The organism is Agromyces sp. H66 (assembly GCF_004959775.1).
GTDB lineage: Bacteria > Actinomycetota > Actinomycetes > Actinomycetales > Microbacteriaceae > Agromyces.
In genome coordinates, this window is sequence record NZ_SJZG01000004.1 from 151,247 (window position 1) to 171,479 (window position 20,233).

18 protein-coding genes are annotated in these 20,233 nt (G+C 71.8%); 13 read left to right on the forward strand and 5 right to left on the reverse strand.

Annotated elements, in window-relative coordinates; translation table 11 throughout:
* The first annotated feature begins 58 nt into the window (after positions 1-58).
* Both typA and EZM51_RS08850 read left to right on the forward strand, forming a co-directional pair.
* Entirely contained in the window at positions 59-1,981 is a 1,923-nt protein-coding gene (gene typA, locus EZM51_RS08845) for a translational GTPase TypA (protein ID WP_136707898.1), read from the forward strand.
* Between the two features lie 440 nt (positions 1,982-2,421).
* Positions 2,422-3,102 (forward strand): M23 family metallopeptidase, encoded by a 681-nt coding sequence (locus EZM51_RS08850; RefSeq protein ID WP_169053844.1) that lies wholly within the window; start codon positions 2,422-2,424, stop codon positions 3,100-3,102.
* An 8-nt stretch (positions 3,103-3,110) separates the two neighbouring features.
* On the opposite strand, the gene EZM51_RS08855 is transcribed toward EZM51_RS08850, so the two are convergent.
* Positions 3,111-3,920 (reverse strand): enoyl-CoA hydratase-related protein, encoded by an 810-nt coding sequence (locus EZM51_RS08855; RefSeq protein ID WP_136707900.1) that lies wholly within the window; start codon positions 3,918-3,920, stop codon positions 3,111-3,113.
* A 144-nt stretch (positions 3,921-4,064) separates the two neighbouring features.
* Here EZM51_RS08855 and EZM51_RS08860 point away from each other — a divergent pair, with 144 nt between their 5' ends.
* The 5 genes from EZM51_RS08860 (at position 4,065) to EZM51_RS08880 (ending at position 7,874) form a co-directional block, all read left to right on the forward strand.
* Positions 4,065-4,523, forward strand: coding sequence for a hypothetical protein (locus tag EZM51_RS08860; RefSeq protein WP_136707901.1), 459 nt, complete (start codon positions 4,065-4,067; stop codon positions 4,521-4,523).
* A complete protein-coding gene (locus EZM51_RS08865) occupies positions 4,520-4,930 on the forward strand; it encodes a hypothetical protein (protein ID WP_136707902.1) in 411 nt (136 codons plus the stop codon). The genes EZM51_RS08860 and EZM51_RS08865 overlap by 4 nt, the downstream gene beginning before the upstream one ends.
* 38 nt (positions 4,931-4,968) lie before the next feature.
* Entirely contained in the window at positions 4,969-5,289 is a 321-nt protein-coding gene (gene fdxA, locus EZM51_RS08870; RefSeq protein WP_136707903.1) for a ferredoxin, read from the forward strand.
* Between the two features lie 2 nt (positions 5,290-5,291).
* Positions 5,292-6,407, forward strand: a complete 1,116-nt coding sequence (gene dapC, locus EZM51_RS08875; protein WP_136707904.1) for a succinyldiaminopimelate transaminase — start codon at positions 5,292-5,294, stop codon at positions 6,405-6,407.
* 156 nt (positions 6,408-6,563) lie between these two features.
* Entirely contained in the window at positions 6,564-7,874 is a 1,311-nt protein-coding gene (locus tag EZM51_RS08880) for a citrate synthase (RefSeq protein WP_248305548.1), read from the forward strand.
* Positions 7,875-7,927: 53 nt separating this feature from the next.
* Here the strand turns inward: EZM51_RS08880 and EZM51_RS08885 are convergent, their stop codons facing one another.
* The gene (locus EZM51_RS08885) at positions 7,928-10,540 is read right to left on the reverse strand and encodes a penicillin acylase family protein (protein WP_136707906.1); all 2,613 of its coding nucleotides are present in this window, start codon (positions 10,538-10,540) and stop codon (positions 7,928-7,930) included.
* Positions 10,541-10,625: 85 nt separating this feature from the next.
* Positions 10,626-11,600, reverse strand: a complete 975-nt coding sequence (gene dapD, locus EZM51_RS08890) for a 2,3,4,5-tetrahydropyridine-2,6-dicarboxylate N-succinyltransferase (RefSeq protein WP_136707907.1) — start codon at positions 11,598-11,600, stop codon at positions 10,626-10,628.
* A gap of 82 nt (positions 11,601-11,682) precedes the next feature.
* Here dapD and dapE point away from each other — a divergent pair, with 82 nt between their 5' ends.
* The 3 genes from dapE to EZM51_RS08905 all read left to right on the forward strand — a co-directional run bounded on the left by dapE (position 11,683) and on the right by EZM51_RS08905 (position 14,346).
* A complete protein-coding gene (gene dapE / locus EZM51_RS08895) occupies positions 11,683-12,783 on the forward strand; it encodes a succinyl-diaminopimelate desuccinylase (RefSeq protein WP_136707908.1) in 1,101 nt (366 codons plus the stop codon).
* A gap of 23 nt (positions 12,784-12,806) precedes the next feature.
* A complete protein-coding gene (locus EZM51_RS08900) occupies positions 12,807-14,030 on the forward strand; it encodes a hypothetical protein (RefSeq protein ID WP_248305549.1) in 1,224 nt (407 codons plus the stop codon).
* A gap of 142 nt (positions 14,031-14,172) precedes the next feature.
* Positions 14,173-14,346 carry a DUF3117 domain-containing protein gene (locus EZM51_RS08905; protein ID WP_067875042.1) on the forward strand — a complete coding sequence of 58 codons (174 nt, stop codon included), beginning with the start codon at positions 14,173-14,175 and terminating at the stop codon, positions 14,344-14,346.
* Between the two features lie 8 nt (positions 14,347-14,354).
* Here EZM51_RS08905 and EZM51_RS08910 read toward each other — a convergent pair whose 3' ends face one another.
* Entirely contained in the window at positions 14,355-14,987 is a 633-nt protein-coding gene (locus EZM51_RS08910) for a class I SAM-dependent methyltransferase (RefSeq protein ID WP_136707909.1), read from the reverse strand.
* A gap of 93 nt (positions 14,988-15,080) precedes the next feature.
* On the opposite strand from EZM51_RS08910, the gene EZM51_RS08915 reads away from it, so the two are divergent.
* Positions 15,081-15,470, forward strand: a complete 390-nt coding sequence (locus EZM51_RS08915; protein ID WP_136707910.1) for a sec-independent translocase — start codon at positions 15,081-15,083, stop codon at positions 15,468-15,470.
* A gap of 12 nt (positions 15,471-15,482) precedes the next feature.
* On the opposite strand, the gene EZM51_RS08920 is transcribed toward EZM51_RS08915, so the two are convergent.
* Positions 15,483-17,033, reverse strand: coding sequence for a succinic semialdehyde dehydrogenase (locus EZM51_RS08920; protein WP_136707911.1), 1,551 nt, complete (start codon positions 17,031-17,033; stop codon positions 15,483-15,485).
* Between the two features lie 55 nt (positions 17,034-17,088).
* Between EZM51_RS08920 and EZM51_RS08925 the strand changes: the two genes are divergently transcribed.
* On the forward strand, positions 17,089-18,462 hold the full coding sequence (locus EZM51_RS08925; RefSeq protein ID WP_136707912.1) for an MFS transporter: 1,374 nt from the start codon (positions 17,089-17,091) through the stop codon (positions 18,460-18,462).
* Positions 18,459-20,105 carry an aspartate aminotransferase family protein gene (locus EZM51_RS08930; RefSeq protein WP_136707913.1) on the forward strand — a complete coding sequence of 549 codons (1,647 nt, stop codon included), beginning with the start codon at positions 18,459-18,461 and terminating at the stop codon, positions 20,103-20,105. Before EZM51_RS08925 ends, EZM51_RS08930 begins: the two co-directional genes overlap by 4 nt.
* The last annotated feature ends 128 nt before the right edge of the window (positions 20,106-20,233 follow it).

A 20,233-nucleotide genomic window follows, 5' to 3' on the forward strand; every position in this document is an offset into this window, starting at 1 on the left:
CCCGCACCGGGCCGCATCGGTGCCACGTGACGACACGCATCCCTGAGGACCCACCACCATGGCCAACGCCACCCGCAACGACCTGCGCAACGTCGCGATCGTCGCCCACGTCGATCACGGCAAGACGACGCTCGTCGACGCCATGCTCAAGCAGACCCACTCGTTCGCCGAGCACGCCCACGTCGACGAGCGGGCGATGGACTCGAACGAGCTCGAGCGCGAGAAGGGCATCACGATCCTCGCGAAGAACACCGCCATCGAGTACGACGGCGTGCACGCGACATCCGGCCCCGTCACCATCAACGTCATCGACACCCCCGGCCACGCCGATTTCGGCGGCGAGGTCGAGCGCGGCCTGTCGATGGTCGACGGCGTCGTGCTCCTCGTCGACGCGAGCGAAGGCCCCCTGCCGCAGACGCGGTTCGTGCTGCGCAAGGCGCTCGAGGCCCGCCTGCCCGTCATCCTGCTCGTGAACAAGACCGACCGTCCCGACGCCCGCATCGACGAGGTCGTCGCCGAGAGCCAGGACCTGCTGCTCGGCCTCGCGTCGGACCTCGCCGACGACGCCGTGTCGGCCGGCACCGACGGCGAGCTCGACCTGGACGCCGTGCTCGACGTGCCCGTCGTGTACGCCTCCGGCAAGGCCGGACGCGCCTCGACGACGAAGCCCGAGAACGGCAGCCTCCCCGACAGCGACGACCTCGAGCCGCTCTTCGAGGCGATCCTGACGCACATCCCGGCGCCGACCTACGACGACGAGGCGCCGCTGCAGGCGTGGGTCACCAACCTCGACGCGTCGCCGTTCCTCGGCCGTCTCGCTCTGCTGCGCGTCTTCAACGGCACGATCCGCAAGGGCCAGACGGTGGCCTGGGTGCGCCACGACGGCTCGCACTCGAACGTGCGCATCACCGAGCTCCTGAAGACGAAGGCGCTCGACCGCTTCCCTGCCGAGGAGGCCGGGCCCGGCGACATCATCGCGGTCGCCGGCATCGAGGACATCACGATCGGCGAGACGCTCGCCGACCCCGAGGACGTGCGGCCGCTGCCCGCGATCCACGTCGACGACCCCGCGATCTCGATGACGATCGGCACCAACACCTCGCCCCTCGTCGGCAAGGTGAAGGGTCACAAGCTCACCGCCCGCATGGTGAAGGACCGCCTCGACCGGGAGCTCGTCGGCAACGTGTCGCTCAAGGTGCTCGACATCGGGCGCCCCGATGCGTGGGAGGTGCAGGGCCGCGGCGAGCTGGCCCTCGCGATCCTCGTCGAGCAGATGCGCCGCGAGGGCTTCGAGCTCACCGTCGGCAAGCCGCAGGTGGTCACCAAGACCATCGACGGCAAGGTGCACGAGCCGTACGAGCACCTCACGATCGACGCGCCCGAGGAGTACCTCGGCGCCATCACGCAGCTGCTCGCCGCCCGCAAGGGCCGCATGGACAACATGGCGAACCACGGCACCGGCTGGGTGCGCATGGAGTTCATCGTGCCGAGCCGCGGGCTCATCGGCTTCCGGACCGAGTTCCTCACCATCACGCGCGGCACGGGCATCGCCAACGCGATCTCGCACGGCTACGACGAGTGGGCCGGCACCATCACGACGCGCAGCAACGGTTCGATCGTCGCCGACCGTGCCGGCGTGGTGACGCCGTTCGCGATCATCGCCCTGCAGGAGCGCATGACCTTCTTCGTGAACCCGACCGAGGAGGTCTACGAGGGCATGGTCATCGGCGAGAACTCGCGCAACGACGACATGGACGTGAACATCACGAAGGAGAAGAAGCTCACGAACATGCGTTCGTCGACCGCCGACACCTTCGAGTCGATGACGCCGTCGCGCCAGCTCACCCTCGAGGAGTGCCTGGAGTTCGCGCGCGAGGACGAGTGCGTCGAGGTCACGCCCGAGAAGGTGCGCATCCGCAAGGTCGAGCTCGACCAGACGGCCCGTGCGCGCGCCGCGTCGCGCCTCAAGAAGCAGGGCTGAGCCCCTCAGCTCGTGAAAGGGGGATGGGCGCCAGCCCTGCCCGTGCAGCGGTCTCGCCGCAGTTCTCCTGCACGAGCTGAGGGTGGGAATTTCTGGCATCGGATGTCAGATCACGGTTGCATAACGGAGGAACCTCCCAGACTCGGTGCGTAGGTTGAGTCGAGCTTGTCTCGATTCCCCCGCCCGAGCTCGTCTCGGATCCCCCCGACCCGGATACGCAACACACCCGAATGAATCCCCCCAAGAAGCACGGCCGCCGTGCGGCCGCCCCCAGCCCTGTCCGTCTCCAGCCCCGCGCCCGTCGATCCGGCCCGATCCGAGCCGCGCATGCGACGCCGCGTCCCGAACCACGGACGCATCGCGGCTCCGAGCCGCGGGCGCACCACGCAACGCGACGCGCCGCCTCCGGCGGCCTGCGCTCCGCGGTCTCGGCCGTCGCCATGACCTTCGCGGGCGGCATGATGATCGCCACGAGCGTTCCCGCCCTGGCCGTCACGGCGACCGACGTCGAACACCGGGCCTCCGTCTACGCGCCGGCCGAGGACTCGCTCTCGCTCGCGGCGCCGCAACCTGGCATCCACGTCGCCAGCGAGGCCGAACTCGCGCCGCACGCGGACGAGGGATACGCCGTCGAGGCCGCGCCGCCGCCCATCGTCTCCCAGGTCGCAGGCCTCGGTAGTGTCGCGGTGATCGAGTCCGACCTCATCGTCTGGCCCGTGATCAATCCCGAGAACCGCGCGTCGGGCTTCGGCCCGCGCGAGGCGCCGTGCTCCGGCTGCTCCACCTATCACGACGGCGTCGACTTCAACCCCGGCAACGGCACGCCCGTCATGTCCATCGCCGACGGCGTGGTCGTGCTCGCGACCGAGAACGGCGGCGGCCTCGGCGTGAACGTCGAGGTGCAGCACAACATCGGCGGCGAGCTCATCACGAGCTCGTACGCGCACATGCAGTACGGTTCGCTCGCCGTCACCGAGGGTCAGCACGTGAGCGCGGGCCAGCAACTCGGGCTCGTGGGCTCGACGGGGCAGTCGACCGGACCGCACCTGCATCTCGAGATGTTCGGGGTCGACGGCGTGCGATTCGACGGCTTCGCCTGGCTCAGCGCACGCGTCGGCTGACGCGGAGTTCAGCCTCCGAAGCGGGGCTCGCGCTTCTCGAGGAACGCCGAGACGCCCTCGTGCATGTCGTCGGTGCGGAATGCGTCCTCGAAGCCCTCGACTTCGAGCGCCGACGCCGCCTCGGTCGGGCGACCGGCTGCGGCGACCAGCACGCGCTTGGCGATCCCGACGGCGCTCGCCGAGTTCGCGGCGATCTGGGCGAGCGTCTCCCGGGCGCCGGCGAGCAGCGCGTCCCGGTCGGCGAAGCGGCGCGCCACGAGCCCGGCCTCCACGGCCTCGTCGATGCCGATGCGGCGTCCGGTGTAGATGAGCTCCTTCGCCCGGGCGAGGCCGACCGCACGCGGGAGTCGCACCGTGCCCCCGAACCCCGGGATGAGGCCGAGCCTCACCTCGGGCTGGCCGAAGCCCGAGGCATCCGTCGCATAGATGAGGTCGCAGGCGAGCGCGAGTTCGAGGCCGCCGCCGAGGGCGAAGCCGTCGACGCACGCGATGACCGGTGCCGGCAACGCCTCGATCGCCGCGGCAACGCGATGGCCGAGCCGCGCGACATCGGCCGCCGGCCCCGGGTCGAGCGAGGCCAGGCCGCGGATGTCGGCCCCGGCCACGAACGCGCGACCGCCGGCGCCGACCAACAGCACACCGCGCACGTCGTGCTCCCCGGCGAGCCGCTCGAACGCGGACTCGAGCTCCGTGAGCACCGACACCGAGAGGGCGTTGAGCGATGCCGGCCGATCGATCGTGACGACCGCGATGCCGCCGTCCCGCTCGACCCGCACGGCGGGCTCCTCCGATCGGCCTGCGGCTGCGGCATCCGTCATCGTCATCGATCCTCTCCGAGCGGCCCGCGCCGCGCCGACATCCACGCTACGCCATCGCCCGCCCGCACCTCCGGCCGATAGAATCCGACACGAGCGGATGCCGCGTGCGCCGCGTGCATCCCATCGCATCCACCGAGGAGCCCCATGCCGAACCTGCCTGCCACGACCCGTGCCGCGATCGCCGTCGCGATCGCCGGCGTCACCGCCACGCTCTTCACCGGCTGCTTCGCCAACCCCGTCGAGCAGCTCGTGAACCGCGGCGTGGAGGAGGCGATCGAAGGCGCCACGGGCGGCGACGTCAGCCTCTCGGGCGAGCTCCCCGCCGACTTCCCGGCGGAGGTCCCCGTGATCGACGGCAAGATCGGCGTCTCGGCGGGCGGGAGCGCGGGTTCGGTCGAGGGGTGGATGGTCGTGATCACGACCTCGTCGAGCGACGCGGTGGCCGACGCCGCCGCCGCACTCGAGGCGGCCGGCTTCACGCAGGATGCGAGCATCGCGGACGTCGACGCCGCGGGCCGGCTGTACACCAACGCCGAGTACGTGGTGGTGATCGGCGGCGAGGGCGGCACCGTCTCGTACACGGTGACGCCGATGACGCAGTGACCGGCGCAGAAGCCCCGACGACCCCGGCCGCACGCGCGGGCACGGTCGGGTTGGCGCTCGTCGTCGGGATCATCTACGGGTCCGTCGCGACGATCGGCCACCGCAACGAGCTGCGGCTCGGCGAGCTCGTCATCCCGTGGGGGCTCGTCGCGGCGATCGTCGGCGTGCTCGCGCTCCTCGTCGGGATCCGACTCGTGGCCGGCGGGCGGCTCGCGGCGATCGGGGCCGCGGTCGGCATCGTCGGCACCGTCGCCCTGCTGACGCTGCCGGGTCGCGGGGGCTCGGTGCTCATCACCGGTGACGTCATCGGAACGATCTGGGCGGTGGCGCCCGCCCTCGTCGCCGTGCTCGTGATCGCCTGGCCCAGGCTGCCAGCACGTCACCGGCCGGCATCCCGGGCCGCATAGACTGGAGTCCCAGCCTTCGGAGAGGACAGCGAGCCAACGTGACCTACGTCATCGCCCTGCCGTGCGTCGATGTGAAAGACCGCGCCTGCGTCGACGAATGCCCCGTCGACTGCATCTACGAGGGTGAACGCTCGCTCTACATCCATCCCGACGAGTGCGTCGACTGCGGCGCGTGCGAGCCGGTGTGCCCCGTCGAGGCGATCTACTACGAGGACGACCTGCCCGAGGAGTGGGCCGACTACTACAAGGCCAACGTCGAGTTCTTCGACGACATCGGTTCGCCCGGCGGCGCGGCCAAGGTGGGCGTGATCCCGAAGGACCACCCGCTCATCGCCGCACTGCCGCCGCAGGTGCACTGAGCATGGCGCGTGGCGAGCTGCCCGACTATCCGTGGGACCTCATGGGTCCGTATCGCGAACGGGCGGCCGCGCACCGCGACGGGCTCGTCGACCTGTCGATCGGGTCGCCGGTCGATCCGACGCCCACCGTCGTGCGGGACGCGCTCGCGGCGGCCACCGACGCGCACGCCTACCCGACGACCGTGGGCACGCCCGAGCTTCGTGCGGAGATCGTCGGCTGGTTCGAGCGTCGTCGCGGCGTGACCGGACTCACCGAGGCGAACGTGCTGCCGACCATCGGCTCGAAGGAGCTCGTCGCGCTGCTGCCGTTCCTGCTCGGGCTGGGCGAGGGCGATGTCGTGGTGCATCCGCGTGCCGCCTACCCGAGCTACGAGATGGGTGCGGTGCTCGCCGGCGCGACCGCCATGGCCTCCGACGATCCCGCGGACTGGCCGACGCAGACCCGCCTCGTGTGGCTGAACAGCCCGGCCAACCCCGACGGACGCGTGCTCACGATCGAGGAGCTCCGCGCAGCGCGGGCGCGCGCACGCGAACTCGGCGCCGTGATCGTCGGCGACGAATGCTACGCGGAGCTCGGCTGGGAGGGGCGCTGGGCCGACGAACCGGTGCCGAGCCTGCTCGACCCGGCCGTGACCGACGGCGACGTCCGCGACACGCTCGCGATCTACTCGCTCTCGAAGCAGTCGAACATGGCCGGATACCGCGCCGCATTCATCGCCGGATGCCGCACCGTGATCGCCCGGCTCACGAACGTGCGCAAGCACGCGGGCCTCATGCTGCCGGGGCCGCTGCAGCACGCGATGGCGGTCGCCCTGCGCGACCACGCCCACGTCGCGGAGCAGAAGGAGCGATACCGTGCCCGCCGCACGGCGCTGAAGTCGGCGCTCGAGGCGGCCGGCTTCCGCATCGACCGCAGCGAGGCGGGTCTCTACCTGTGGGCGACCGAGGGCCGCGACGCGTGGGACAGCCTCGGCCGGCTCGCGGACCTCGGCATCCTGGGCGGTCCGGGCCATTTCTACGGCGTGCACTATCCCGACCACGTGCGTCTCTCGCTCACCGCCACCGACGAGCGGATCTCCGCCGCGGCGGAGCGGTTGCGGGCCGCAGCCGGCGCCTGACAGGCCGCCTGTGGGGTGCGCCCAACGGATGCGGGCATCACTTGGCGGATGTCACAGTGTGCCCGGGGCCCGTCTAGGCTGTATTCGGGCCGCGGCCACCGACGGCCCCTGACCGGAGAGCAGGTGACCGCGCAAGTGACGATCACAGGAGGCGCCGTGAGCGACGTCGTGAACCAGGCGACCGGGCCGCATCCCGGCACCGCCACCCTCAGCTTCCCCGGCGGCACGGCCGAGTTCCCGATCCGCCAGGCGGTCGACGGCAACTCGAGCATCGACCTGTCGACCCTCACCCGGCAGACCGGCCTGACGGCGCTCGACTACGGGTTCGTCAACACGGCGTCGACGCAGTCGGAGATCACGTACATCGACGGCGAGCAGGGCATCCTCCGGTACCGCGGATACCCGATCGAGCAGCTCGCCCAGAACTCGACCTACCTCGAGGTGGCGTGGCTGCTGCTCTACGGCAGCCTGCCGACCGCCGACGAACTCGGTGAGTTCGACGAGAAGATCCGGCGCCACACGCTGCTGCACGAGGACCTGAAGCACTTCTTCTCGGCGCTGCCGCACACGGCGCACCCGATGTCGGTGCTGTCGAGCGCGGTGTCGGCGCTCTCCACCTATTACGAGGACTCGTCGGATCCGCACGACCTGCGCGACGTGGAGCTCACCATGATCCGGCTGCTCGCGAAGCTGCCGGTCATCGCGGCGTACGCGCACAAGAAGAGCACCGGGCAGGCCTTCCTCTATCCCGACAACTCGCTGAGCTTCGTCGACAACTTCCTGCGGCTGAACTTCGGCAACATGGCCGAGCCGTACGTCATCGACCCGGTGCTCTCCAAGGCGCTCGACCGACTCCTCATCCTCCATGAAGACCACGAGCAGAACGCGTCCACGTCGACCGTCCGGCTCGTCGGCTCCACGGGCGCGAACCTGTACGCGTCGATCTCGGCGGGCATCCAGGCCCTCTCCGGCCCCCTGCACGGCGGTGCGAACGAGGCGGTGCTGCAGATGCTCGCGCAGATCCGCGACTCGGGCGAGGGCGTCGCGAAGTTCGTCGAGCGCGTCAAGCGCAAGGAGGACGGCGTGAAGCTCATGGGCTTCGGCCACCGCGTCTACAAGAACTACGACCCGCGCGCGCGGCTCGTGAAGGAGTCCGCCGACGAGGTGCTCGCCGGTCTCGGCGTGAACGACCCGCTCCTCGACCTCGCGAAGGAGCTCGAGCAGATCGCCCTGGAGGACGACTACTTCAAGGAGCGCCGCCTCTACCCGAACGTGGACTTCTACACGGGCGTCATCTACAAGGCGATGGGCTTCCCGACGCGCATGTTCACGGTGCTCTTCGCGATCGGCCGGCTTCCCGGATGGATGGCGCACTGGCGGGAGATGAACCTCGACCCGCAGACCAAGATCGGTCGTCCGCAGCAGCTGTACGTCGGCGAGTCCGAGCGTCGCTACCCCGGCGCCTGACGCGCCGTCCCAACTGATCGCGGCCCGCCCTCACGGGGCGGGCCGCGATCGCGTCACTCGGCGCCGGCCGGTCGAAGGTGCAGGGTGTCCCGCGCGGCATCCTGCACGGCGTCGAGCGTGAACGGCCATGCGCGCGTCTCGCCACGCTGCCACAGGCGCGCCTGGTCGTCGTAGTGCGGGTGGAACGCGTGCCCCGACGCGCCCGTGAGGTTCACCCACCGCGAGGCGTCGAAGTCGCCGACGTCGACGATCATGCGCATCGAGGGAACCCAGTTGACCTCGTACCCCAGCCTGGCGTCCCAGCCGATGGCGTTCACGATGTCCGATCCGCCCCCGACCTCGTAGGGGCCGCGGTTGAAGAGCCACTCGATCGCGGCGATGCCCGACTCACCGAAGGTCTGGTTGGTGAGGGTCAGCGTGTGCAGCCGGCCCCACCGCCACGAGTCGGTCCGCGGTCCCATGCGGTCGGATGCCTCCTCCCACGCCGCGGCCAGGGCGTGCGCGATCACGGCGTCGCGGCCGGCCACCCCGTCGGCCTCGTTCGTCCACCAGCTCGCGTCGGGCTCGTCGAGGAGGTCGCCGACGACCGCGAACCAACGGTCGCCGCCCGACGGCCTGGTGGCCTCTGGCAGCGAACCGAACATGTCGTCGAGAAGGGTGCGCCAGAACACCGCGAAGTACGCCGCCTCGGCGCTGTCGGTGTCGCTGCGTCCGTCCCAGCCCTCGAGCAGGGCCGCGCCGCGGGCGGCGTCGCCATCGAGCTCGAGCTCGGCGATCACGGGGAGGAGGGTCGCGGCGTTCGAGTCGGACGTGTCGAGCTGGATCTCGGCGAGGTCGTCGGCCGTGAGCTTCACGCCCGCGGCGATGCGCTCGTCGAGCAGCCGCTCGATCGCGTCGGCGCGGTACCCGTGGTCCCAGTCCCTCGTGAGCATCGGGCCGTCCACGCTCACGGGGTTGTTGGCGGTGACGAGGTACCCGCGTTCGGGGTTGCGCACCGAGGGCAGCTGGTCGAACGGCACGGTTCCGGACCAGCCGTTCTCGCTCGTCCAGCCGGGCAGCGGCACCGTGCCGTCGCCCGCCTTCCGGACGGGGATCCGGCCCGGCGCCTGGTAGCCGATGTTGCCGTCCACGTCGGCGTAGACCAGGTTCTGCGCGGGCACGTCGAAGAGGGCGGCCGCGTCTCGGAACTCGTCCCAGTCGCGTGCGCGGTTCATGGCGAAGACGGCTTGGGCGGTGGTGCCCGGCGTGAGGGCGGTCCACTGCAGCGAGACGGCGTGCTCGCCGTCGGGCGCGCCGGTCACATCGGGGTATCCGTCGGCGATGGCGGCGTAGTCGCCGCCGACGTCGCTGACGATCGGCCCGCGCGCGGTGGAGCGGGCCGTCACGGTGACCGGGTCGCCGCCCGCGACGGTGATGACCTCCTCGCGCAGGGTGAGCGGCACCATCGCGCCGTCGAGCTCGTAGTTCTCGCCGTCGACGCGCTCGAGGTAGAGATCGGCGACATCGGGGCCGAGGTTGGTGAAACCCCACGCGATGCGCTCGTTGTGGCCGATGACGACGCCGGGCAGCCCCGAGAAGGTGTAGCCCGCGACATCGTAGGCGCAGTCGTCGCGGAGTTCGGCGCAATGCAGTCCCATCTGCGCCCAGATCGACGGCATGGCGGGACCGAGGTGGGGATCGTTCGCGAGCAGCGGCATGCCGGACTCGGTGTGGGCGCCCGAGACGACCCACGAGTTGGAGCCGAGGTCGCCGCCCTCGGGGCCGAGCAGGTGGGGGATGCCGTCGAGCACGCCGCGCAGCGAGACGAGCGGCTCGGCGTAGTCGGCGGCGTCAGCCGGGCCATCGACGGACGGGGCGGCGGCCGCGGCATCCGCCGTCGATCCGACGCCCGACGCGTCGCCTGACGCGGGGAGCGGGGCGATCTCGGCGGACGCCGGGCCGGCCGCGGCGCCGTCGACGATGGTCGGCCGCGCGCCCCACGCGAAGTCGGGGTGGAGGCGGGCGACCTCCTCGGGCGGCAGCGCGGTCGCGAGGATGGCGCGATCGATCTCGGCACCCAGGTTCGAGCGCAGGTCCCAGGCCATGGCCTTGAGCCACGCGATCGAGTCGACCGCCGACCACGGCTCGGGGGAGTAGGCGGGGTTCTGCAACCCGAGCACGGCGTACTCGAGCGAGAGGTCGGCGCCGCCCCGCTCGGCGAGGTAGGCGTTCACGCCGTCGGCGTAGGCCTCGTAGTGCGCGCGCGACGCGTCGTCGAGGAGGTCGAACTCCTGCTCGGCGATGCCTCGCCAGTCGAGCGTGCGGATGAACGCGTCGGTGGCGACCTGAGATTCCCCGAAGAGCTCGGCGAGGCGGCCCGCGGTGACGTGCCGGCGGAAGTCCATCTCCCAGAACCGGTCCTGGGCGTGCACGTACCCCTGCGCGAAGAAGAGGTCGTGGTCGGTCTCGGCGACGAGTTGCGGGATGCCGGCATCGTCGCGGTAGACCGTGACGGCGGCCGTGAGGCCCGGCGCCTCGATGCGGCCCGACGTCGTGGGGAAGGAGGGCTGCACCGTCCACCAGCCGAATCCGGCGGCCGCGACGGCGAGCACGAGCACGCTGACGAGCAGGACGGTCAGGAACCTGAGGCCCCGATGCCGGCGGGTTCGGGGTGCATCGGTACCCACGTCACTCCTTCGTGCTGCGCATGGCGAGGGCCGCCCGGCGGCGGCCTGGGCACACCACTGTAGTCGACGGCATCGGCAGGCGGAGTCAGGCGTGCAGCGCGGCGTTCAGGGTGACGCCCTCACCGGTGCGCGAGAGCACCTCGACCTGTCCGTTGAGCGAGTTGCGGCGGAAGAGCAGGTTCGGCACACCCGAGAGCTCCACCGCCTTCACCGTGCGGCCGGCTTCTCCGGAGCCGCCCAGCACGACGACCTTCGTGCCCGCGGTGACGTAGAGCCCGGCCTCGACGACCGAGTCGTCGCCGATGGAGATGCCGATGCCCGAGTTCGCGCCGAGCAGGGCGCGCTCGCCGATGGAGACCCGCTGCGTGCCCCCGCCCGAGAGGGTGCCCATGATCGACGCTCCGCCGCCGATGTCGCTGCCGTCGCCGACGACGACGCCCTGCGAGATGCGACCCTCGACCATCGAGGCGCCGAGGGTGCCGGCGTTGAAGTTCACGAAGCCCTCGTGCATCACGGTCGTTCCGGGCGCGAGGTGCGCGCCCAGCCGCACGCGCGACGCGTCGGCGATGCGCACGCGATCGGGCGTCACGTAGTCGAGCAGGCGCGGGAACTTGTCGAGCCCCGTGGCGTGGATGCCCGCGCGCTGCAGCCGCGGACGCAGCCGGTCGAAGTCGGCCGGATGCACCGGGCCCGCGTTCGTCCAGACCACGGCGGGCAGGTGCGCGAAGACGCCGTCGAGGTTCAGTTCGTTGGGACGCACGACCAGATGCGAGAGCAGGTGCAGGCGCAGGTAGGCGTCGGCGGTGCCGGCGGGCGGGGCGTCGAGGTCGATCGTCGTCGTGACCGGCCGGACCGTCACGGCTCGCCGCACGTCGGGCCCCGCGAACTCGTCGAGGTCCGCGGGCCCGTGGCGGTCGGCGTCGGGCGTCGCGGCGTCGGGCCTGCCGAGCGCGGGAGCGGGGTACCAGGCGTCGAGCACGGTGCCGTCGGCGGCGATGGTCTCGAGACCGTGGCCCCACGCGGAGCGGGCAGGGGAGGGGGCGGTGTCGATCGCGGGCATGCCTCCAGCGTATCCGGGCGCACGGCGCCCCGTTCCCGGATGACGACACGGCCGGGCCCCGCGGCATCCGTAGACTCGAGGCATGCCGACCTCCGCCTCGCCCCGGCCCCCGCTCGACCTCGCCGCCGACTCGGTCGCCATCACGCAGGCCATCTGCGACATCCCGAGCGTCTCGGGCGACGAGCAGGTGCTCGCCGACCTCATCGTCGCGGCGCTCGCCGACGCACCCCACCTCGAGGTGATCCGCGACGGCGACACGATCGTGGCGCGCACGAACCTCGGACGCGACCGCCGGGTGGTCATCGCCGGCCACCTCGACACCGTGCCGATCAACGGCAACGTGCCGACCCGCTTCGAGACCATCGACGGGCAGCGCTACCTGTGGGGCCGCGGCACCGTCGACATGAAGGCCGGCGTCGCCGTGCAGCTGAAGCTCGCGCTCGAGCTCACCGAGCCGATCGTCGACCTGACCTGGATGTGGTACGACCACGAGGAGGTCTCCGCCGAGCTCAACGGGCTGGGCCGGCTCGCACGACACCGGCCCGAGCTGTTCGCGGGCGACTTCGCCATCCTCGGCGAGCCCTCGAACGGGCAGGTGGAGGGCGGCTGCAACGGAAACCTCCGGGTCGAGCTCCGCGCCTACGGGTTGCGAGCCCACTCCGCGCGCAGCTGGGTGGGCGACAACGCGATCCACAAGCTCGCGCCCGCACTCGAGCGGCTGGCGCGCTACGAGCCCGCGACGGTCGAGGTCGACGGGCTCGAATACCGCGAGGGCCTCAATGCGGTGGGCATCACGGGCGGTATCGCCGGCAACATCATCCCCGACGAGGCCATGCTGCACGTCAACTACCGGTTCGCGCCCAGCCGCACCGTAGCCGAGGCGATCGAGCACGTCGCCGATCTCTTCCCCGAGTACGAACTCACCGTCGTCGACGAGGCCGAGGGGGCACGGCCCGGCCTCGACGCGCCGCTCGCGCAGCAGTTCGTGCGAGCCGTGGGCGCCGAGGCGAAGCCGAAGTACGGATGGACGGATGTCGCCCGCTTCAGCGCCCTCGGCATCCCGGCCGTGAACTTCGGGCCGGGCGACCCCCTGAAGGCGCACGCCGACGACGAGCGCGTGGCGTGCGACCAGATCCTGTCCTGCGAGCGGGCACTGCGGTCGTGGCTGACCGGCATCGCCTGAGCGGGAACGGGACGAGCGGAATCGTGGCGACCGCGCCGGTCGAGCGCGATCCGTACCGCGCGACGCGGTGGTCGCCGAGGGTGCGGTGGCGACTCGCCCCGTGGTGGGCGAAGGTGGTGCTCGTGTACCTCGCGGCACGCGCGGTCACGACCCTGTTCGTCCTCGTGCTGGCGAGCGTGCAGGAGGCCAACCCGTGGACGGGGGCGCATCCCGACCTCTTCGAGTTCTCCAACCTGTGGGACGCGCGCTGGTACCAGATCATCCTCTTCGGCGGGTACCCGGCCGACCTGCCGCTCACCGACGACGGGCACGTGGCCGAGAACGCGTGGGCGTTCCTGCCGGTCTACCCGGCGCTCGTCGGGGCGGTGATGCTCTTCGGGGCCTCGTGGAACGTGGCCGCGGTGCTCGTGTCGGCGACCGCGGGCCTGGGCGCGGCCCTCGTGTTCCACCGGCTCATGTCGCGGTTCCTCGAGCCGGATCGCGCGCTCTTCGCCGTCGTGCTCTTCTGCGTCGCTCCGGTCGCGCCCATCATGCAGTTCGGATACGCCGAGTCGCTCGGGTTCCTGTGGCTCGCCCTCGCCCTGCTGCTGCTCGTCGATCGGCGCTACGCGTGGCTGTTCCCGGTGATCGCCGTGTGGTCGTTCACGCGCCCCGGCGCGCTCGCGTTCGCCCTCGCCCTGGGGCTGCACTGGATGTGGCGATGGTTCCGGCGCGGCCGGGAGGCGTTCGGAGTGCGCGAACGCGTGTTCGCGGCATCCGTCACCGTCTTCGCCGGCGTGGCAGGCCTGGCGTGGCCCGCGATCGTGTGGGCGGCGACCGGGAACCTGCACGCCTACACCGAGACGGAGCTGGCCTGGCGCTCGGCGTACATCGGCTACCAGGAGCTGGTGCCGTTCACGGCGTGGTTCCAGTCCGGCGGCTGGTGGCTCGGGCAGCCCCTCGGCACGATCGCGGTGATCGCGCTCGTCATCGCGTTCGGGCTCGCGATGGCGTCGCCGGCGGTGCGCCGGCTCGGCGTGGACATCCGGTTCTGGAGCATCGGCTACGCGCTGTACCTGCTCGCGGTGTTCTTCCCGCAGTCCAGCACGTTCCGCATTCTCGCGCCGCTGTTCCCACTGCTCGGCGCGATCGCGCTCCCTCGCGCCCGGTGGTACCGCTGGGTCGTGGTCGCGCTCTCGCTCGTGCTCCAGGTGGGCTGGCTCCTGCTCTGCTGGGGCATCGACGGCCGCGACTGGACTCCGCCCTGATGAGGCGTCGAATCGGCGGGGCGGATGGCCCCTCGCGACCGGTCACGGGGGTGTAAGCGTTGTCCACAGGCGCGGCGGCGATTTCCCCGCGCCGCCCGGCATGGCCGATAATGGAGGGGTCAGCCACGAAAGGGGTAGCTCAATGGCGGCCATGAAGCCACGCACCGGAGACGGGCCTATGGAGGCTGTGAAGGAGGGTCGCCTCATCATCGTGCGGGTTCCGCTCGAGGGGGGCGGTCGCCTCGTCGTCTCGGTGAACGACGCTGAGGCCAAGGAGCTCTACGACGTCCTCGGGGGCGTCGTGAACCCCGCCTGAGTCGAGGGTCACGCACCCAACTTCACGATCTGCAACAGGCCGTCTCCCGCAGGGGAGACGGCCGTTGCCACTGCTGGGGAAGCCGACAACTCGGCGATGAGTTCGCGGAACGCCGTCGCGGCGGCGTCGCGTCGGGCCGGATCGGCGACGCGTCCCTTCCACAGCGCGCGCGCCACGAGCACGCAGCCGCCCGGTTTGGCCAGGCGCAGCCCGTGCTCGACGTACTCGATGACCGACGGGGCATCCGCGTCGATGAAGACGACGTCGTACGAGCTCTCGTTCATTCGCGGCAGCACCTCGCTCGCACGACCGGCGATGAGCCGCACGCGGGCCGGAGCGATGCCCGCGTCGGCGAAGTGCTCGCGCGCGTGCTGCTGGTACTCGTTCTCGGTGTCGATCGAGGTGAGCATGGCACCGCGCACCGCCTGGAGCATCCAGAGGCCCGACACGCCGACGCCCGTGCCGACCTCGATGATGGACTCGGCGCGCGCCGCGGCCGCGACGACCGCGAGTTGCGCGCCGACGGCGGGGGACACCGGTTCTATGCCGAGTTCGAGGGACTGCTGGCGGGCCTTCGCGACCGCGTCGGTCTCGACGACCGACTCGTCGACGTACTTCCAGTTCAGGTCTCTCTCGGACACGTGGCGACTCCCGGTGGCTGGCTCTCGACCCCATAGCCTACGGGCCCCGCGGACACGGCGTTCGCACGCCTCGCCGCCGACTATCCTGTAGAGGTGTTCGGTCTGACGTTCGAGAAACTCCTCATCATCGGGGTGATCGCCGTCTTCCTGCTCGGGCCCGATCGTCTGCCCCACTACGCGGCGCAACTCGGCCGACTCGTGCGCTCGCTGCGCGACATGGCGAACGGGGCGAAGTCCCGCATGAAGGAGGAGATGGGCCCCGAGTTCGACGATGTCGACTGGCGCAAGATGGATCCACGTCAGTACGACCCGCGTCGCATCATCCGCGAGGCACTCAGCGACGTCGACCCGTTCGCCGAGCCCGCGAAGCCCGTCGTCGCGAGGGCGGCCGTGAACGAGAACTCCGCCTACCTCCAGCGCAAGCGCAAGCTCGATGCGCTCGGCGCCGACGAGCCCGCGCCGTTCGACTCCGAGGCGACCTGACCGCCGCGTCGCTCAGCGGCGACGCACGGCACGCAGGATGCGCGCGAGCAGGACGAACGGGCCCGCGAGCACCGCGTACTCGCGCCCGGTACGGGGCAACTGGATGAGACCCGTCGACCGCGACACCGTGATGGCGTCGACGAATCGGAGCAGCCCCTCGGGGCCGTTGCGGCGGCCGACGCCGGACGCCTTCAGCCCGCCCATCGGCGCGTCCACCGAGCTGAACGTGGCGCGGTACCCCTCGTTGATGTTGACGCTCGCGGCCTCCAGTGCGTCGGCCACGCGCCGGCCGCGGCGGGCCGAGCGCGTGAGCACTGCGGCGTTCAGCCCGTACTCGCTGTCGTTCGCGGCGAGCACCGCCTCCTCCTCGCTGTCGACGATGTAGAGCGAGACGATGGCGCCGAACGTCTCCTCGGCGTAGACCCGCATCTCGGGCGTGACGCCGGTGAGCACGGTCGGTTCGTAGAACCACGGCCCGAGATCGGGGCGGTGCCGACCGCCGACCAGCACCGTGGCGCCCTTCGCGATCGCCTCGTCGAGGGTCGCCTCGACGTTCGCGAGTTGCTCGGCGCTCGTGAGCGAGCCGAAGTCGACCGTGTGGTCGTGCGCCGAGCCGAGCGTCGCGGTGCCGAGGCGGTCGACGAGTTCGCGCGTGAACTCGCCCGCGACGGCACGGTGCACGTAGAGTCGCTCGATCGAGACGCAGAGCTGTCCCATGGCCGAGAAGCACGCATACGCGGCATCCGCCGCCGCCTGCCGTGGGTCGACGTCGTCGAGCACGATGAGGGGGTTCTTGCCGCCGAGCTCGAGCGACGCGCCGATGAGCCGACGGCCGGCCTTCTCGCCGATCTTCCGGCCCACCGCCGTGGAACCCGTGAAGCAGATGTAGTCGACGTGGTCGGTGAGGGTCTCGCCGACCTCGTTGGTCGTTCCGGTCACGACCGCCCAGACCGCCTCGGGCACGCCCGCGTCGATGAACGCACGGCGAAGGGCGAGGATGGTGAGCGCGCCCTGGTCGTCGGCCTTCTGCACCACGGCGCATCCGGCGGCGAGCGCGGGCGCGATGTCCATCGCGGCGAGGCTCAGCGCGAAGTTCCACGGCGTGATGACGCCGACGACGCCCTTCGGCCGATAGCGGACCCGCGTCGTCGTGGCGAGCGGGACCCCCGCGCGCCGACGGCGACCGCGGAGAACGCGACGCGCCGAGAGGGCGTTGTAGCGCGTCACGGACGCGGACTGGAAGACCTCCTCGAGCGCCTGCCCCCGGGTCTTGCCGCTCTCGAGCTGGATGAGGTCGAACAGCAGCTCGCGGCGGTCGAGCAGCAGGTCGTGCGCACGCAGCAGCACCCGGCGCCGCTCGGCGAATCCCGCCCTGGCCCACGCGAGCTGCGCGAGCCGCGCCCGCGCGATCGCGTCGCGCACGTCGTCTGCGCTCGAGCGGGGGAGGTCGTGAATGCCCTCGCCGTCGAGCGGCGAACGCATCGCGATCGTTTCGGAGCCCGACGCGACGACGTCGTCGGCGAGTCTCGCGAAGAGTTCGGGGGAGGCCGTGGGGGCGCGCATGGGCACAGTCTAGGTCAGTTGACCCACTTCTCCCGGGGATGAGTACACTGCCACCATGACCGCACCGGAGCGACCCCTCTCCCGCGGCGTCGTCACCCGGTATGCGATCGGTTCGATCGGCACCGGCGGCTTCGCGACGCTGCCCGGACTCGTGCTCGTGTACTACCTCACCGACACCCTCGGCATCACGGCGCTCGTCGCCGGACTCGTGGTCACGGCCGCCAAGGTGTGGGACGTCGTCATCGATCCCTGGATCGGGGAGCGCAGCGACCGGGCGCTCGCCCGCACGGGCACGCGGCGCACCTGGATGACGATCGGCGCGATCGCGCTGCCCGTCGGGTTCCTGCTCACCTTCGCCGTTCCGGCCGGACTCGTGCCCGCGGCATCCGCCGTGTGGGTCTTCGTCGCGTTCCTCGCCACCGCCACCGCATTCAGCCTGTTCCAGGTGCCGTACATCGCGCTGCCCGCGGAGCTCACGGATGACTACGACGCGCGCACGCGGCTCCTCACGTGGCGGGTCGTGGTGCTCACGGTGGCGATCCTGCTGTTCGGGGCGGGCGGGCCCGAGATCCGTGCCGCCTTCCCCGGCGACGAGCGCCTCGGCTACCTCATGATGGCCCTCGTCGCGGGCATCGTGATCGGCGCCGGCATGCTCGTCGCGACGACGACGGCCACGCGCGGTACGGCGGCGACGGATGCCGCGCCCGCCCGGAGCATCCGGGCCGGCTACGCCGAAGGCCTCGCCGCACTGCGGCGGAGCACGCCGTTCCGGGCGCTGCTCACCGCCTTCGTGCTGCAGGGCCTGGCCACCGGAGCGATGCTCGCCGGCGCGCAGTTCGTGGCCACGTGGGTGCTCGGCGAGGAACGCCTCGTGACCGCGCTGTTCGTGGCGCTGATCGCCCCCGCCGTGCTGTGTGCACCCGCGTGGGAGCGGGTCGCCCGGCGCATCGGCAAGGAGCGGGGCTTCGTGGTCGCGAGCGTGCTCTTCGCGGTGGCGGCGGCCAGCCTCGTCGGCATGCTGTGGGCACCCGGCCCGTGGGTCTACGCGTCGGTGGCGCTCGCCGGCGCCGCGTACGCGGGCATGCAGTCGCTACCGATGGCCATGCTGCCCGATGTCATCTCGCACGACGCCAGGCGTCACGGCGACGGACGCGCAGGCAGCTTCGGCGGCGTCTGGACCGCCGGCGAGACGGCGGGCATGGCGCTCGGCGCGACGCTCTTCACCATCGTGCTCGCCGTCACGGGGTACGTCGAGTCGGTGGGCTCGGCCGTCGTCGCCCAGCCCGACGCCGCGGTCGCCGGGATCACGGTGGCCTTCAGCCTGCTGCCCGCCGCGCTCGTGCTGGCGAGCCTCCTGTCGCTGCGCCGCTACCCGCTGCGCAAGGGCGACATCGACGCGGATGCCACGGCGCGGGCGGCAGTGCGATGAGCGCGTTCGAGCGGCACCCCGACGACGTGCTCGCAGAGCTCGAGGCGCTGCGGAGCGCCGACGCCCCCACGCACGGCGGTCGGGTGCTCTCGTACGTGTACGACTCCGGGCTTCCCGAGCTCGACGAGCTCGCCGCCCGCGCCGCCCGCCTCGTGCAGGCGGTGAACGGCCTCGACCCGACGACGTTCACGTCGGTCGCCGCCATGGAGTCGGGCGTCGTCGGATTCGCGCGGCGGGTCTTCCACGGTGGCGGCGCGGGTGCCGGTGGCGCCGGGGGCGCCGGTGGCGCCGGGGGTGCCCGTGGCGACGACGTCGTGGTCGGCTCGGTCACGTCGGGGGGCACCGAGAGCTGCCTGCTCGCCGTCAAGACGGCCCGCGACGTGTGGCGCGCGGCGCGCGCGGGGACCCCGCGCACACCTCGGATCGTCGCCCCGACGACCGTGCACGCGGCGTTCCACAAGGCCGCGCACTACTTCGGACTCGAACTGGACCTCGTGCCGGTCGACCCGGGTACCGGTGCGCCGACGCCTGCCGCGATCGAGGAGCGTCTCGGCGACGACGTCGCGCTCGTGGTGCTCAGCGCACCGTCGTACCCGTTCGCGACGCTCGACCCGATCGCGGATGTCGCGGCGATCACCGACTCGCGCGGCATCGCGCTGCACGTCGACGCCTGCATCGGCGGCTTCGCGCTCGCGTTCTGGCCCGACGACCTGCCCGCCTGGGACTTCCGGGTGCCGGGCGTGACGAGCCTCTCGGCCGACCTGCACAAGTACGGCTACGCACCGAAGGGCGTGTCGGTGCTGCTGACCCGCGGACGCGACCGCCAGCGCCACCAGTACTTCGCGACGACCGACTGGCCGGGATATCCCGTGGTGAACCCCACGATGGCCGGGTCGAAGCCCGCCGGGCCGCTCGCGGCCGCGTGGGCGATCACCGGGGTGCTCGGCGAGGGCGGCTTCGCCGAGCTCACGGCCCGCGCGGCATCCGCCACCCGTGAGCTCCTCGACGTGATCGACGGCATCGAGGGCCTGCGCGTCGTCGGCGAACCCACGGGCCCGCTCCTCGCGGTGACGGTCGACGAGCGGGTGCCGGCCGACCGGCGGGTGGATCCGCACCACTGGGCGGATGCGGCGCGCGAGTCGGGATGGCACGTACAGCTGCAACCGGGTCGCGTGCAGTCGGACGGCACGCGCCTGCCGCACACGAGCCACCTCACCGTGACGCCCGTCACGCAGTCCGTGGTGTCGGAGCTGTCCGCCGCGCTCGCCGCCGCCGCCGATCGCGTGCGCGGCGTGCCGGCCGTCGACGGGCACGAGCTCGTGGCCGGACTCGCCGCGCAGCTGCCCGGCGGCGTCGAGGCGCTCGCCGCGGCGTCCGCGGGCGTCGACTCCGACGGCGCGGCCGCACTGCTCCGGGCGTTCGGCCTCCTCGGCGGCGGGGCCGGCGCGGACGATGGAGCGGGCGGGGCCGGTGGGGCCGATGCGGCGGGTAGCGCCGGCGCGAGCGGCGCGGGCGGTGGGGGCGGCGGGGCGTTGCCCGATCGGCTCGCACCCGTGCTCGCACTCGTCGAGGCGCTGCCCGGCTCGCTCACCGAGCGACTGCTCATCGAACTGCTCGCGCGGGTCGTCGAACCACGCGACTGACCCGTACTGCCGGCGGCCGGCCGCATCCTGCCGGACCGGCGCGCGGTCGCGGCATCCGCTGCCAGGGCCGGAATCGAGCGGTCGCGTTTGCAGGGTGCGACCCGCCAATCGCGACCTCTCGATTCCGG

Excerpts from the sequence above, each read along its gene's own strand:
- typA (WP_136707898.1), top strand. The coding sequence starts at position 59 with ATGGCCAACGCCACCCGCAACGACCTGCGCAACGTCGCGATCGTCGCC.
- EZM51_RS08850 (WP_169053844.1), top strand. The coding sequence starts at position 2,422 with ATGACCTTCGCGGGCGGCATGATGATCGCCACGAGCGTTCCCGCCCTG.
- EZM51_RS08855 (WP_136707900.1), bottom strand. The coding sequence starts at position 3,920 with ATGACGGATGCCGCAGCCGCAGGCCGATCGGAGGAGCCCGCCGTGCGG.
- EZM51_RS08860 (WP_136707901.1), top strand. The coding sequence starts at position 4,065 with ATGCCGAACCTGCCTGCCACGACCCGTGCCGCGATCGCCGTCGCGATC.
- dapC (WP_136707904.1), top strand. The coding sequence starts at position 5,292 with ATGGCGCGTGGCGAGCTGCCCGACTATCCGTGGGACCTCATGGGTCCG.
- dapD (WP_136707907.1), bottom strand. The coding sequence starts at position 11,600 with ATGCCCGCGATCGACACCGCCCCCTCCCCTGCCCGCTCCGCGTGGGGC.
- dapE (WP_136707908.1), top strand. The coding sequence starts at position 11,683 with ATGCCGACCTCCGCCTCGCCCCGGCCCCCGCTCGACCTCGCCGCCGAC.
- EZM51_RS08905 (WP_067875042.1), top strand. The coding sequence starts at position 14,173 with ATGGCGGCCATGAAGCCACGCACCGGAGACGGGCCTATGGAGGCTGTG.
- EZM51_RS08920 (WP_136707911.1), bottom strand. The coding sequence starts at position 17,033 with ATGCGCGCCCCCACGGCCTCCCCCGAACTCTTCGCGAGACTCGCCGAC.
- EZM51_RS08925 (WP_136707912.1), top strand. The coding sequence starts at position 17,089 with ATGACCGCACCGGAGCGACCCCTCTCCCGCGGCGTCGTCACCCGGTAT.
- EZM51_RS08930 (WP_136707913.1), top strand. The coding sequence starts at position 18,459 with ATGAGCGCGTTCGAGCGGCACCCCGACGACGTGCTCGCAGAGCTCGAG.